The 13,914-nt window shown below is 61.5% G+C and carries 14 protein-coding genes; 6 read left to right on the plus strand and 8 right to left on the minus strand.

Annotated elements, in window-relative coordinates:
- Window positions 1–17 precede the first annotated feature (17 nt).
- The gene (locus CAQU_RS02835) at window positions 18–1,073 is read left to right on the plus strand and encodes a ferredoxin reductase (RefSeq protein ID WP_075725049.1); all 1,056 of its coding nucleotides are present in this window, start codon (window positions 18–20) and stop codon (window positions 1,071–1,073) included.
- A 37-nt stretch (window positions 1,074–1,110) separates the two neighbouring features.
- Entirely contained in the window at window positions 1,111–2,406 is a 1,296-nt protein-coding gene (locus CAQU_RS02840) for a fatty acid desaturase family protein (protein WP_075725051.1), read from the plus strand.
- A 264-nt stretch (window positions 2,407–2,670) separates the two neighbouring features.
- Here the strand turns inward: CAQU_RS02840 and CAQU_RS02845 are convergent, their stop codons facing one another.
- The 3 genes from CAQU_RS02845 to aroA form a co-directional block, all read right to left on the minus strand.
- Window positions 2,671–3,945 (minus strand): chloride channel protein, encoded by a 1,275-nt coding sequence (locus tag CAQU_RS02845; RefSeq protein ID WP_075728324.1) that lies wholly within the window; start codon window positions 3,943–3,945, stop codon window positions 2,671–2,673.
- A gap of 237 nt (window positions 3,946–4,182) precedes the next feature.
- Window positions 4,183–5,208, minus strand: a complete 1,026-nt coding sequence (rsgA, locus tag CAQU_RS02850; protein WP_075725053.1) for a ribosome small subunit-dependent GTPase A — start codon at window positions 5,206–5,208, stop codon at window positions 4,183–4,185.
- Entirely contained in the window at window positions 5,201–6,490 is a 1,290-nt protein-coding gene (gene aroA / locus CAQU_RS02855) for a 3-phosphoshikimate 1-carboxyvinyltransferase (protein WP_075725055.1), read from the minus strand. The genes rsgA and aroA overlap by 8 nt, the downstream gene beginning before the upstream one ends.
- Window positions 6,491–6,679: 189 nt before the next feature.
- Between aroA and CAQU_RS02860 the strand changes: the two genes are divergently transcribed.
- Window positions 6,680–7,435 carry an SOS response-associated peptidase gene (locus CAQU_RS02860; protein ID WP_075725057.1) on the plus strand — a complete coding sequence of 252 codons (756 nt, stop codon included), beginning with the start codon at window positions 6,680–6,682 and terminating at the stop codon, window positions 7,433–7,435.
- A 21-nt stretch (window positions 7,436–7,456) separates the two neighbouring features.
- Here the strand turns inward: CAQU_RS02860 and ybaK are convergent, their stop codons facing one another.
- The gene (gene ybaK / locus CAQU_RS02865) at window positions 7,457–7,957 is read right to left on the minus strand and encodes a Cys-tRNA(Pro) deacylase (RefSeq protein WP_075725059.1); all 501 of its coding nucleotides are present in this window, start codon (window positions 7,955–7,957) and stop codon (window positions 7,457–7,459) included.
- An 18-nt stretch (window positions 7,958–7,975) separates the two neighbouring features.
- Here ybaK and CAQU_RS02870 point away from each other — a divergent pair, with 18 nt between their 5' ends.
- Window positions 7,976–8,569, plus strand: coding sequence for a sigma-70 family RNA polymerase sigma factor (locus tag CAQU_RS02870; RefSeq protein WP_075725060.1), 594 nt, complete (start codon window positions 7,976–7,978; stop codon window positions 8,567–8,569).
- Window positions 8,570–8,824 carry a mycothiol system anti-sigma-R factor gene (rsrA, locus tag CAQU_RS02875; protein ID WP_075725062.1) on the plus strand — a complete coding sequence of 85 codons (255 nt, stop codon included), beginning with the start codon at window positions 8,570–8,572 and terminating at the stop codon, window positions 8,822–8,824.
- Window positions 8,825–9,088: 264 nt separating this feature from the next.
- Here the strand turns inward: rsrA and CAQU_RS13265 are convergent, their stop codons facing one another.
- Both CAQU_RS13265 and CAQU_RS02880 read right to left on the minus strand, forming a co-directional pair.
- Window positions 9,089–9,163 carry a 50S ribosomal protein bL37 gene (locus CAQU_RS13265; RefSeq protein ID WP_390885311.1) on the minus strand — a complete coding sequence of 25 codons (75 nt, stop codon included), beginning with the start codon at window positions 9,161–9,163 and terminating at the stop codon, window positions 9,089–9,091.
- A gap of 78 nt (window positions 9,164–9,241) precedes the next feature.
- Window positions 9,242–9,508: a WhiB family transcriptional regulator gene (locus CAQU_RS02880; RefSeq protein WP_075725064.1), complete on the minus strand. Its 267-nt coding sequence runs from the start codon at window positions 9,506–9,508 to the stop codon at window positions 9,242–9,244.
- A 1,027-nt stretch (window positions 9,509–10,535) separates the two neighbouring features.
- On the opposite strand from CAQU_RS02880, the gene CAQU_RS02885 reads away from it, so the two are divergent.
- Window positions 10,536–10,967 carry a hypothetical protein gene (locus CAQU_RS02885; RefSeq protein WP_084562739.1) on the plus strand — a complete coding sequence of 144 codons (432 nt, stop codon included), beginning with the start codon at window positions 10,536–10,538 and terminating at the stop codon, window positions 10,965–10,967.
- 130 nt (window positions 10,968–11,097) lie between these two features.
- On the opposite strand, the gene CAQU_RS02890 is transcribed toward CAQU_RS02885, so the two are convergent.
- Both CAQU_RS02890 and CAQU_RS02895 read right to left on the minus strand, forming a co-directional pair.
- Window positions 11,098–12,402 (minus strand): Rv3212 family protein, encoded by a 1,305-nt coding sequence (locus CAQU_RS02890; RefSeq protein ID WP_157108871.1) that lies wholly within the window; start codon window positions 12,400–12,402, stop codon window positions 11,098–11,100.
- Window positions 12,399–13,766 (minus strand): DEAD/DEAH box helicase, encoded by a 1,368-nt coding sequence (locus CAQU_RS02895; RefSeq protein ID WP_075725065.1) that lies wholly within the window; start codon window positions 13,764–13,766, stop codon window positions 12,399–12,401. The genes CAQU_RS02890 and CAQU_RS02895 overlap by 4 nt, the downstream gene beginning before the upstream one ends.
- Window positions 13,767–13,914 lie beyond the last annotated feature (148 nt).

Consider the following 13,914-nt stretch of genomic DNA (forward strand, 5'->3'; position numbering starts at 1 on the left):
ACCCCCAAGGAGAATCTGTGGCACGCCCCAAACTCAGCGGCATCCGGACAGTACTCCGTCGGTTTACCACCCCGCTGCTTCCCGACGACTACACCCAGCTGGTTAACCCCCTGTGGTCGGCGCGCGAACTGCGCGGTCAAATCGTGCACGTCACCCGCGCGACGGAAGACACCGTCACCCTGATCATCAAGCCCGGCTGGGGAGTCCCCGTGGAATTCCACGCCGGCCAGTACATCGGCATTGGGGTGCCCATCAACGGCCGCTACACCTGGCGCTCCTACTCTTTGACCTGTGCGCCCAAGCCGACCAGCCGCACCCTTGAGGTCACGGTCCGGGCGGTAGAAAAAGGCAAACTATCCAACCACCTGGTGGGTACTGCCACCCCCGGCATGACGGTGCGCCTGGCAGCCCCTGCGGGAGATTTCCACCTGCCGCACCCGCTGCCGGACAAGCTACTGTTCATCACCGCCGGCACCGGCATTACCCCGGTGATCTCCATGTTGCGCAGCATCGAAGAACACCTCGGCACAACCGCCACCGATGCGGTGCTGGTGCACAGCGTGCGCCACCGCGAAGACTTGCTGTTCGCCGACGATCTGCGCCGCATGAGCAGCCGCGGCCTGACAGTGCATCTGCGGGTCACCAGCGAAGACGGCCGCGTCACCCTGGAGCAAGCCGAAGCCATGGTGCCCGACTACGCACAGCGCGACATCTACGCCTGTGGCCCCAGCGACATGCTCAACACCCTAGAGCAGTGGGCCAAAGACCGCGGCGTGGATCTGCACACCGAACGTTTCACCCTGGATCGCGCCAGCGACGCCACCGGCGGAAACATCACCTTCGGCACCCGCGGCAGCGTCGCCGCCGACGGGGCGACCACCATCCTCGAAGCCGGCGAATCCGCCGGCGTGCAGCTGCCGTTTGGCTGCCGCATGGGAATCTGCCAAACCTGTGTCCGCGAACTAACTGACGGCTACGTCACCGACCTGCGCACCAGCGAAGTCAAAGGCCCCGGCGAACGCATCCGCACCTGCGTCTGCGTCGCCAACGGCGACGTCGACATCGACGTCTAAACCCCCGCGCACCCCAGACCACCGCAAGGAGCACCCCATGGCAATCGACAACATCAAGGCCTACAGCCACCTCACCGACGAAGACATCGAAGAAATCGGCCGTCGCTTCGACGCCATCCAAGAGGAAGTGAAAAACTCCCTCGGCGAAAAAGACGTCGCCTACATCAAAAACCTCATCCGCTTCCAACGCGGCCTAGAGGTCGCCGGCCGCGCCGCACTGCTGTTTAGCCACAAAAAGCCCTTGTTCTGGGCGGGCGCCGGCCTTTTGGGACTGTCCAAAGTCCTGGAAAACATGGAAATCGGCCACAACGTCATCCACGGCCAATGGGACTGGATGAACGACCCCGAAATCCACTCCACCACCTGGGAATGGGACATGACCTGCCCCAGCTCCCAGTGGATGCACTCCCACAACTTCGTGCACCACAAGTACACCAACATCCTCGGCATGGACAACGACGTCGGATATGGTGTGCTGCGCGTGACCCGCGACCGCCGCTGGAGCCCCTTCTTCGCCTTCCAGCCCGTCACCAACTTCGTCCTCGCCAGCCTCTTCCAATGGGCCGTGGCCTTCTACGACGTCGAACTCGGCCGCTACTTCGCCGGCAAACAAGACTGGAAAACCACCGCCCCCCGCTTCTGGGAGGTCGTCCACAAATCCAAGCGCCAAGTCATCAAGGACTACATCCTCTTCCCGGCGCTGTCCGGCCCCAACTACGTCAACACCCTCAAAGCCAACGCGATCGCCAACCTGATCCGCAACTACTGGTCCTACGCCGTCATCTTCTGCGGGCACTTCCCCGACGAAACCGAAACGTTCACCAAGGAACAGTTCGCCAACGAGACCCACGCCGAGTGGTACCTGCGTCAGATGCTCGGCAGCGCCAACTTCCACGGCGGCAAGCTCCTGACCATCCTCAGCGGCAACCTCAACTACCAAATCGAACACCACCTGTTCCCCGACATGCCCTCCAACCGGTTGGCGGAAGTCGGCAAAAAAGTCCAGGCCATCGCCGAAGAATTCGACCTGCCCTACAACGTCGACAGCTTCCCCGTGCAGTTCCTCAAGGTGCAGCGCACCCTGCTGAAACTCACCCTGCCGAATAAATACCTGGCCGCCACCCGCGACAACGCCCCCGAGGTGCGCTCCAACAAGGCGCTGACCGACGCAGTGGAAGCCCACCTGCACGTCGGCGCCGACGCCCACGGCGTGCGCGCTGGCCTCAAGCCCGCGCTGAAGCTGTTAAAGGAGCTCCGCCCGGGGGTTAGCGAAGGAGTACGTCACCTCGTCGGCGCCATCGCCGGAAAAAAGACTCTCCCGGCCGGTTCCTAGAAAGGGAACACAGACGGGCGCCCCGGCCCACAAGCATGCACCCCCGACACGCCCCAGTGGCCAACCTAGCCTTAAGTAGCAACAGCACTGGGGCAAGTGCTGCCCACACCTGCAAACCAATGCGAGTGTGAAAATGCACCTCCCAGTGAGGTGACAACAGCGCCTGCCGCGGCGGGAGGCTGCCAGAAAAATACCGATTGACCTACAGCGGTAGACATCTGGCACTTCCCGCAGCGGCAGGCGCTTTCCTGTGCTTGCAGCCAGTTAGATGCGGTCGTGCGTCCAATGGGCCGGCATCAGCGGCTTGTGGCGTTGTTCTTTATCGATCAGCACCGCCCAGGCACGCGTGGCCAGCGCCGCGGCGATGACCGTGATGAACATGGCGAGATAACCCTGGGCCTGCATATCGGTGAACTCCACCGCAGCCAGCATCCCGAACATCGGAGCGGCCATCGTCGTCGACAAAAATGCGGCGGCCCCCAGCAAAGCAAACGCGCCGATCGGCAGCGAGGGGAAAAGAGGATGCACCAGCGTGCCAATGGCCGCCCCCACCATCGCACCCAAGGCGAAGGCCGGCGTAAGGGTACCTCCCACCGTGCCGACGCGGAAACACAACAGCGTAAGCGCCGCACGACACAACCCCACCAACAACATCGCTTTTAAGGTCATGCCCTCAAACAGCAGCGTCTGCGCCACAAACCGACCATTGCCACTGACTCCGGGAATGAAGTACGCCAACACCGCAACCAATATGAAAGCCAGGGGCATTTGCCACAGCACCTGCACACCGCGCGCACGACTAGCGGCCACGCGGCGGGCAGCCCGACCAAAGAAGTGGCCGAAAGAACCAGCGATCGCGCCCACCAGAATCGCAGCTAAAAGCACCTCGGGGCGCTCCGTCAACACGACCGCCCGATAAATCGGGTGGTGATGCACAAACAGACCAGTAGTCGCCACGGCCGTGGCGGAACACAACATGGATGCCACCACAGTCCTGGTCGACATCTCCACCAGGAGAAGCTCCAAGGTAAACAGCGCGCCTGCGAGCGGCAGGTGGAAGGACGCCGCCAAACCCGCACCCGCGGCAGAAGCCACCAGAATCCTGCGGGCATCCCCGTCAAGACGGAACGTATTCGACATGCCGGCGGCCGCCAGCCCACCAATGAGTCGGGGCGCGTTCTCACGGCCCACCGGCGCGCCGGCAGCAACCGAACACACCTGCACAAACGCACTGATCACGGTTTCGATAACGGGCATTTTTTCGCCCTTCATCGCGCCGGGCACGCTGACGGTGGGGCGACCAAAGCGGTCGAGGGCAAACCAGGCGATGGCGGTGGCGACACCGACGAAGACGATGGTGATCGCGAGGCGGCCGGGGGCGACGGTTTCACCGGGCCCCAGGGTGGCGATGTGGTCAGTGCCGAACACGAATCGCTCGGTAAAGATGACCGCCCAGTTAATGGCAGCCACCATCACTCCGGTGACCACCCCTGCGATGATGGCGTAGACCGCCAGCCGGTTCAGCGGGGTTTCGGTGATCCAGCGCCGCCCACCGGGCGCCTCAGGGGCTGGGGGAGTAGGTGGGGCGGAATCGGCGGCCGTGTTGGCGTGGGTTTCCCGGTCGAGGTGATCGTTGGTGCTGCTGCGTTCGCCCAGATCACGACCTGTCGAATCAGCGGAACGCGAGTGGCCGCTGCCAATCCACCAACCCACGACGGGACCTCCTTTTCTACCTCAACGTCTGCTTGCCGATGCCTGCTTTGTCGCCCCTGTGCGCTATTCCCACTCCACGTTCGTGCGTAAAGCGCGCAGCAGTTTCAGTACCGCTTCGAAGCGGCGCCCGGAGGCCCCATCGAGTTGGGTGAGCGCGCAGCCGGGCTCGTCGTGGCTACAGCCACGCGGGCAGTCCTCGGCGGCGTCGCGCAGATCCTCAAACACGTCGATCAGGGTGTCGGCGTCCACGTGCGCCAGCCCGAAGGAACGAATACCTGGGGTGTCAATGATCCAGCCGCCGGTGGGCAGCGCGAGCGCCATCGACTGGGTGGAGGTGTGGCGGCCTTTGCCGACCCCACTGACCGCACTAGTGGCGCGATCAGCGTCAGGAACCAACCGGTTGACCAGCGTCGATTTGCCCACCCCGGAGTGGCCGACCAAGGCGGACACGGTGCCGGAGGTGATGTCGATGACCGGGTCCAACGGGTCGTTGATACCGCACACGACGACGGGAACATCCAGATCCCGAAACTCCGCGGCGAACTCGGTGGGGTCTGCCAGGTCGGACTTGGTCAAACACAACACCGGCTTGACCCCGCCCACGAAAGCGGCAATCAGGGCGCGTTCCACAAACCCGGTGCGTGGTGGCGGATCCGCCACGGCGCACACAATCAGCAGCTTGTCGGCATTGGCGACGACGATGCGCTCATAGGCGTCGGTGTCGTCGGCGGTGCGCCGCAGTACACTCGTGCGCTCATCTAGCTTGACGATGCGGGCCAGGGTGCCGGGGGCGCCGGAGGTATCACCGACGATGCCCACCCGGTCGCCGACCACAATGGGGGTTTTCCCCAGCTCGCGGGCACGCATGCACACAATGGGGGTCACCTCGTGGGAACCATCATCAATGATCTTTTCCGCATCGGCATCCAACACCACGCCCCACCGGCCACGGTCCTTAGAGACCACCATGCCGTAGGCGGCATTTTTATGCGCAGGACGATCCTTAGTGCGCGGCCTAGAGCCCTTGCCGGGGCGCACCCGCACATCGGACTCATCAAAACCTTTGAGGGAGCGGGGAACCCTAGCCACGGGCCGACCCACCCTGCAGCATCTCGGCCCACATCTGATCGAAGTCCGGCAGCGTCTTAGAGGTGGTGGCGATGTTATCGACCTCCACCCCATCGACCACCAGCCCAATAATCGCGCCGGCGGTCGCCATGCGGTGATCGTCGTAGGACATCCACTGCCCGCCGTGCAAAGCCGCCGGGCGGATGGTGATGCCGTCCTCCAGCTCCTCACACGAGCCACCGAGCCTATTGATCTCGGTGGCCAAAGCCTTCAAACGATCGGTTTCGTGCCCACGCAGGTGAGCAATGCCGGTCAACGTGGACTCGGTGGAGGCCAAGGCGCACAATGCCGCAACCGTCGGGGTGAGCTCACCAATATCGCCCATATCCATCGTGATGCCCCGCAAACCCGAAGCACCCTGAGCGGGACCGGTCACACTCAGCATCCCCGCCTGCTCATCAAAATCAACCTGGGCGCCCATCTCGGCCAAAATGCCACGGATAGCGTCCCCGGGCTGGGTGGTTTCCGCCGGCCACGCGGTGCGCACCGTGCCGCCGGTAACCGCAGCCGCCGCCAAAAACGGGGTTGCGTTCGACAAATCGGGTTCGATCAGCCAGTCACGGCCCGAAATAGGGCCAGGGGCCACAGTCCAGGTGGCGTTGTCCAGATCCTGCTCAACTGCCACTCCCGCCTGACGCAGCATCGCCACCGTCATGTCGATGTGCGGCATGCTCGGCAGCGGGCCACCCTGGTGGCGCACCGTCACCCCCCGATCAAAACGCGCCCCCGACAACAACAAACCGGACACAAACTGCGAGGATCCGGACGCATCAATGGTGACCTCGCCACCTGCGGCACGGCCCGTACCGATCACCTGAAACGGCAGCTTCGTGCCACTGACCGCCACACCCAATGAGCGCAGCGCATCCAAAATGGTGCCCATTGGGCGCTTGCGCGCATACTCGTCGCCATCGAAACTCACCGTGCCGGTAGCCGTCGCGGCCACTGGCGGCACGAAACGCATCACCGTGCCCGCCAAACCACAATCCACCGCGCCCCCGCGCAGTGGGCGAGGTGTTACGACGATCGCCTCATCGCTGACCTTGATTGAGGTGCCCATCTTCGCCAGGGCGGCCATCATTAGATCGCTATCGCGGCTGCGCAGCGCACCAACAATCGTTGAGGGCGCATCCGCAATGGCGGCCAAAATCAGCGCACGGTTCGTCATCGACTTCGACCCGGGAATCTTCACGGTCGCGTCGATGGGGTGCTGGGCAGTGGGGGCAGGCCAAAAGTTCGTCACACAACCATAGTAGGGGGTGACGGGCGCTACAGGGAACACTACGCTGCAGTGGCTTTGAAACACTCCAGTGCGCGCCAGCATCAAAAGCTAAGGTGTTGACCACACCCAGCAAAGCCTGAACACCCCAACACTCCCAACTCTCTCAGCCAGCCCAATAACAGCGTTGTTGGCCTATAAGGAAAAACCACCATGTGCGGACGTTTCGTGCTGTATGCCACCCCTGACCAGCTCCAGCAGGCACTGTTTCCCATCTCCGAGCTAGTGTCCTTCCCCCACGGGCTGCCACCGGCGCGTTTCAACATCGCCCCCTCCACCCCCATCCCCGCCATCATCCCCAGCGAAACCTTAAAAGCAGAAGCAGCCGCCTTCGCCCCAGCAGACACCCCCGACCAGGGGCTCACCGTCGTTCCCGCCACCTGGGGGCTGATTCCACACTGGGCTGACAAAGCCGGCGGATACGCCACCTTTAACGCGCGGATCGAAACCGCGGCCGAAAAACCCACCTTCCGTTCGGCCATGAAGAAAAAACGGTGCCTGGTTCCGATGAACGGCTACTACGAGTGGAAAAACAAGCAGCCCTACTATGTGCACAGTGACGCGCCGGGTGAGTCGATTGTGTGGGCGGCGGGCCTGTTCGATACGGGGGCGAATCAACTGTCGTGCACCATCATGACGACTCAGGCGGATCCGTCCATGGAGTGGTTGCACGCGCGGATGCCCATGTTTGTCGCAGGTCAGGCGGCGAAGCGGTGGTTGGCCGGGGAGGATTCCGAGCCCGAGTTTTTCGTGCCGGAGTTTGCCTTCACCCCGGTCGACCGGGCGGTGGGCAATGTGCGCACCCAGGGCGAAAACCTCATCACCCCGGTTGCGGTGGACGGGGAAACCTACGGTGGCCCGGCCTCAAAGCGCATACCGCCAGCAGAACACCCCGAGACGCTGCTTTGATGTGGTGAAAACTGTCGCGGGCTAGTCGGCGGTCAGCGGCGCGAAGGTGGCGCCGGTAATCAGCGCCAGGTCTTTCGGGCTTAGGCCGACATCCATGCCGCGTTTGCCGGCGGAGACGCACACCAGTTCGCTGTGTTCGACGGATTCATCGATCACCGTCGGCAGTGCAGTTTTCTGCCCGATGGGGGAGGTGCCGCCGAAGACATAGCCGGTGGCGCGGCAGGCTGCTTTTTCCTCCGCCATGTGTGCTTTACGCACGTTGAAGGCTGCTGCGGCTTTTTTCATGGACAGTTTGCAGCCCACCGGGATGCACACCACGCCTAGGCCTGGGCGTGGGGCGCCTTCGAGTTCGATGACGAGGGTTTTGAAGACTTGGTTTTCGCTGATGCCTTCGGCGGCGAGTGCGGCGGCTGCGTGCTGGCCGAAGTGCTCGTTTCCGGCGTCGAATTCGTGTACGACGTGGTCGATTCCTGCCTGGTTGAGGGCTTGCAATGCGGGGGTGCCACCGGGCTTTTTCTTCATGCCCTTTACAATAGACACATGTCTAAGCCCCACGAAGCCCTCACTTTTGAGGAGCAGGCGATGCCCCTGCTTGACCAGCTCTATGGTGGCGCGTTGAGTATGACGCGCAATCCCGCGGATGCGGAGGATTTGGTGCAAGACACGTTCATGAAGGCGTATCAGGCGTTTGATAGTTTCACGCCGGGCACCAATTTGAAGGCGTGGATGTATCGGATCATGACGAACTTGTACATCAACAGCTACCGCAAGAAGAAGCGCCAGCCGTCGCAGATGCCGACGGAGGAAATCACCGATTATCAGTTGTTGGCGACGGCTTCGCACGAGTCGACTGGGTTGGAGTCCGCGGAGGTTGCGGCGCTGAAAAATCTTCCGAATCGGCAGATTTCTGATGCTTTTGAGGCGTTAAATGATGAGTACCGCATGGTGGTTTTCTATGCCGACGTGCAGGGGCTGAGTTACAAGGAGATCGCTGAGATCCTGGATATTCCCCTGGGTACGGTGATGAGCCGGCTGCACCGGGGAAGAAAGCAGCTTCGAGAAGCGTTAAAGGAACTAGCCGCCGAACATGGCATTGGTGTTTCCGCATCGTCTACCGCAACCAAGGAGAAGTAAATGAGCTGCAACTGCGAAGGAATCAACGATTCACTGTGGGAGCTTCTCGATGGGGATTGCTCTCAGGAGCGTCGCGAGGAAATCCTGGCGGCTATCAAGCAGTGCCCGGGTTGTTTCGAGAAATACGGTATCGAAACGGAGGTGCGCGCCCTGGTGAAGCAGTGTTGTTGCCAGCAGGCGCCGTCGTCGTTGCGGGAATCAATCAGCATTAAGATTCGCCGAACCCAGACGACGATTGTGGAGTTCGACTCTTAAAAGCCCAAGGGGCAGTGTGTGACCACCACACGTTGTAGGCAACAGCTGGGTTGCGCGCGCGTGCGGTAGCGCGTGGGACAGCCCAAAGGGGGGCTTTGGCCGCGATGAGCGTTGGGCTCATCGCGGTTTTTTGTATCTGTCGCCCCAACAGAAGTAGTGAGGTGACATCATGGCGGGGAGGAGATACAAGCAGCGGTGCCCACCCCAAAATGCTGGGGTGGGCACCGCTGTTTGTGCTTAATAAAGCTCGTTTAGCGCAACTCTTTAGGAGTTGGGACGCTTGCCGTGGTTGGCTTTGCCCTTGCGGCGGTCCTTGCGCTTGCGGCCACGCTTGCTCATGGTGTCTCCTTCTGGGGGACGGTCAATTGTCGGTGTAACTGCAACTACTTTAATGGGGTCGTTGCATTTGAGCGAATTTTAGACGCTTGCGCGGGCCTTGACGGCACCGCGACGGCCCTTCTTGCGGCGCTTGAGTGCGCGACGCTCGTCCTCGCTCATGCCGCCCCAGACGCCTGCGTCCTGGCCGGTTTCCAGCGCCCAGGTAAGGCACTGGGAGGTGACGGGGCAGCGGTTGCACACCATCTTGGCCTTAGCGACCTGTGCGAGGGCGGGGCCAGAGTTGCCCACGGGGAAGAAAAGTTCCGGGTCTTCGTCACGGCAAACAGCCTTGTGGCGCCAATCCATGAGTACTCCTTAGATGTCTGTGTCCAACCGCGGGTGCTCACGCGACAACGCGTCCGCATGCGGGATGAACATGGGGGTGGGTTTCTTAAAAGTGCGAGGTGCAATAGGGGTGAGCCTGTTGCGGTCTCGCGGGGCGACGCGCAGTGTGACTGTGACGTCGCGCCGGGCAATGCAAGGCGGTCGGTCTTCGTGGGAAGACGGCGCTTGCTGCTTTCTCCGACAGGGAACTAATGGTGTTCTCATTAGTTGCGGGCGGGAGAATGCCGCACGCTGTGGGGAAACCTCAAGTGGTTTCTTTTGGCGTGTGCAACGCTGCCGTGCGTTTCATGTCAGCCACGGTGTGCTGTCACGCTGCTGTTCTCACAGAGGGAGTGTGTGGGAATTAAAGGGCTTTTAGCTGCGAAGATGTCTTCTTTGGCTAGTTGGAAGCTCCAATGATTTGCACGCCCCTCGTGTGGGCTACTGAAAAATAATGGCATGCGAGCAAGCTCTTGGCTAGGGGTTAGTTGAAAAATGTGTCCTAAAACACCCTGGAATCTTAATGTGAGGCGCCTGAGGGGCCATAAAGCGGGGGTATTTTTTCAGCTTCCAACCAAAAATGAATGTCGCTTTATATGTTGTTTTTTCGCATTGACCTGCGAGTTTTGCAATATGGCCCGGTGAGTATGTGTTGGCTTCATTCGTCAAACCGTCACAGAAAATTTCTTAGGTTCCCCTGGGCGAATATGTTCGTATCGTGCACCTTTGTAGATCACAGTGTGCCCGCATGGCAGGCCGAAAAGATCACATCATTGCGGGGCTGTGTGCAGGCACGATAGCCCCCAACCACCCCAGGTCGCCAAAGGTCACCCGCGCACACCGCCACAGCAACCACACCCCACCCGCCCGGCACACACCCACACCAGCAGTTACCCACCACCGACAAAACTAAAAAGCAACAAACCCGCAGCCACTCGGCGGCAAGGGGGTGAAGCCAAAGAAAAACAGCTGGTGCGTATTCGCAGGGCGATGCGTACACTAACTCACCGTGACTGACGCAAACACCATCCCCGCCACCATCCGCCGCGCCGGCATCATCGGCATGGCAGAAGGCGCAATCGGTTTGATCTACGCCATATATTCAGTGATCCACCAAATCACCCACGGGCAAGACAGCTCCCTGGCCACCACCCAGCCCGGACGCGACGCCATCGTCGGCTACGGCAACGCCGTGTTTATCCTGCTGGTCTTCGGCTTCGTCGGCTGGTGCGGGTGGCTGCTCTACCACGGCAAACGCTTCGGTCGCGGCCCCGTTGTCATCCTGCAAATGCTGCTGCTGCCCGTGGCGTACTACATGATCCAAGGCGGCCAACCCATCGCCGCGGTACTCACCGCCATCGTCGCCGCCTACGGGCTGTGGTGCTGCTTCAACAACCAAGCCCTCGAATGGGCGCGCGAGGCCTTCAGCCCCCGCGCATAACCCCAACAAAACCTAAAACCCCGACCCTGGCCACGCCACCACCGTGGCACGCAGGATCGGGGTTTTTCGCGACTAACCGGGCCCACCCCGCATCACTCAAACGGCGAAAGGGTGCGGCCCGCGCAGCCACCTAGGCGGCAGCCAACGCCACCAATTCGCCGGGGCGCTGCTCCACAACAATCGAGCCAACAACCGCCAAACTCACCGGGCCCGACACCGCCCCCCGGTCCACCGGAATCGTGCGCTCCACCTCGCCGGTAGACCAATCAGCCACCGCAATACCCTCACGCGTCGGATACAACAACTTATCCCCAAAAGCCGCGCCCGTGCCGATAGCGTCCTCAAACACCGCCGTCACCTGCAGCTCAGACGGCTCAAACAAATACAGCCGCGCCCCATCAAACCACGACATGTGGTGGGGAAGATCCGCAATATATTGATAGCGCACCGGCAACCCATCAACCTCGCCACCATTGGGGGCCGGCTCAACCTCCCGATCCGCCACCAACTCGCCATCCTCATCAAAGGAATACAACCGGGGTGCGGGCTCATTCAAATACACCGCCGTGTGGGTTGCGGAAATCGCCACCACATGGCCCTGCCCCTTCAAATCGATCTCCACCGTCAACTCCGGCTTCCGGGCATCCTCCGGCACCGCCTTCATCACCCGCACATGAGAGGTTTGCGGATCCTCCGGGCACCGCTCAGACACCGCCACATTAGACTGCCGCGCCAACGCCGCAGTGATCTCACAATTCGGATGCGGCTGCATATCCGGCTCCTGCGGGGCCTCATCAGTGCCATAAGCCATGGTGCGCACCAAATCACTGCGCCACAACTCCACCCACCGCGGTGAAACCGTGCCCACCTGATCATTAGAAATCACAGGCGCCACCTCATCAGCATTATGCGCCGAACGCGTCGCCTTATACTGCCCAGTCTGCGCCGACAAACTTGTCACCTCACCGCAGCCAGCCGGCCCCCGAAACACCGCCTGCACTGCAGAAAAACTCGTCGACACAGAGCACAAACGCACATCCTCGCGCTCATACACCCACTTCGTCTCACCGGTTTCCGGATCCACCCCCAACACCCCATGCTCCTGGGGCACAATCAACATCCCATCAACCACCAGCGGCTTCGGAGTAAAAGCATCGCTGACATCCGCAAAAGACCCCACCGGCGCCAAGCGCGCCGGCACCTGCTCCGGGGAAGTATCCGAAACCTCAAAAGGTTGCGCAGTCGTATGATCTACCCGCCCAACCGGGGCCGAAATCGCAACGCCAGCGACCACCACCGCCACGGCCGCAACCAACCCCACCACAGCCAGACGATCCCGCGCCGAATTCCGCAACGTCGCAGCCCGCGGCGCACGACCCCGCCGCGCCCCCGAGCCCGCCTGCTGCTGGTGCGCATCCTCCCCAGACACACTCATGAGCGGCCCCCACGGCGACCACGGCCACCACGCGGCTGCTCCCGACGCTGCTCCCGCCGCGGCGCGCCACCCTTAGCGCCACGAGGACGCTTCGGCGCAGTCGCCGCCGCGCCACCAAACACCCGCCGCGCAGGACCCACCCGATCCGAAACCCCACCCGGAATATCCAAAGCCTCCAACAACTCCGGCGACGTCGAGAACCACTGCGGAGGCTCCGGCGACTTCAAATCATGCGCCTCATTAATCGACTGCCACTTCAACAACTCATCAAAGCCCACCATCGTCACCGCCGTGCCCTCATGGCCAGCGCGACCCGTACGACCAATACGGTGCACATAGGTCGAAGGATCATCCGGGGTCTGATAATTAATCACGTGCGTGACATCATCAACATCGATGCCGCGGGCAGCCACATCAGTGGCCACCAAAATCTCCACCTCGCCCGAACGGAAGGCCGACAAAGAACGCTCACGCACCGGCTGCGCCATGTCACCATGAACCGCGCCAACCTTAAAACCGCGCTCCGCTAATTCCTCAGCCACCACCGCAGCCGTCCGCTTCGTTCGCGTAAAGATAATCGTCCGCCCACGACCCTTCGCCTGCAACACCTTCGCCAACACCGCAGCCTTATCCATCCGGTGCGCCTGGAACACCACCTGACGAATCGTCGACTGTGTTGTCGACTCATTCGGGCTTTCCGCCCGAATATGCACCGGCTTATGCAAAAACGTGCGCGCCAAAGTAATCACCGGCCCCGGCATCGTCGCCGAAAACAGCATCGTTTGATGCTGATGCGTCAACGCCGCCAACAACTTCTCAATCGCCGGCAAAAACCCCAAATCCAGCATCTCGTCCGCCTCATCGATGACCAACACAGCCACCTCATCGAGACGCAAATGCCCCTGCTCATACAAATCAATCAAACGGCCCGGGGTGCCCACCACCACATCAACACCCTGCTGCAACGCCTCCACCTGCGGCTCATACGGCGAGCCACCATAAATAGCGCACACATCAACCGCAATATTCTTCGCGGCCTTCACCAAATCATCCGTCACCTGCAGGCACAACTCGCGCGTCGGAACCACCACCAACGCCCGCGGCGTGCCATCTAACTCCGCCACATCAGCAGAATCAAACACCCGATCCAGCAACGGCACCCCGAAACCATACGTCTTGCCCATGCCGGTACGAGCCTGGCCAATCAAATCCACCCCATCCAAGGCCAACGGCAACGTCAACTGCTGAATCGCAAAAGTCCGCACGATTCCACGCTCAGCCAAAGCATCAACAATCTCAGCCGCCACCCCCAACTCCGCAAAAGTTGCGGGCAAAGGCGCAGAATCGAAGGGCGCAGCACTCAACCGCGGATCCCCTCCGTCAGACGCGGAAACGGCAAATGAAGCGTGGTGATTTTGCGTAGTCGACACAAGTCATAAGCCTACTAGGTCAAAGGCCCAAAGCGGGCACCATCACCACACCTCACCCCAGCCCACCCCACCCCCGATATCG

Source organism: Corynebacterium aquilae DSM 44791 (assembly GCF_001941445.1).
GTDB classification, from domain to species: domain Bacteria; phylum Actinomycetota; class Actinomycetes; order Mycobacteriales; family Mycobacteriaceae; genus Corynebacterium; species Corynebacterium aquilae.

Bases quoted from the DNA above. Each gene is read 5' to 3' on its own strand.
- CAQU_RS02840 (WP_075725051.1), top strand. From the start codon at position 1,111: ATGGCAATCGACAACATCAAGGCCTACAGCCACCTCACCGACGAAGAC.
- CAQU_RS02860 (WP_075725057.1), top strand. From the start codon at position 6,680: ATGTGCGGACGTTTCGTGCTGTATGCCACCCCTGACCAGCTCCAGCAG.
- ybaK (WP_075725059.1), bottom strand. From the start codon at position 7,957: ATGAAGAAAAAGCCCGGTGGCACCCCCGCATTGCAAGCCCTCAACCAG.
- CAQU_RS02870 (WP_075725060.1), top strand. From the start codon at position 7,976: ATGTCTAAGCCCCACGAAGCCCTCACTTTTGAGGAGCAGGCGATGCCC.
- rsrA (WP_075725062.1), top strand. From the start codon at position 8,570: ATGAGCTGCAACTGCGAAGGAATCAACGATTCACTGTGGGAGCTTCTC.
- CAQU_RS02880 (WP_075725064.1), bottom strand. From the start codon at position 9,508: ATGGATTGGCGCCACAAGGCTGTTTGCCGTGACGAAGACCCGGAACTT.
- CAQU_RS02890 (WP_157108871.1), bottom strand. From the start codon at position 12,402: ATGAGTGTGTCTGGGGAGGATGCGCACCAGCAGCAGGCGGGCTCGGGG.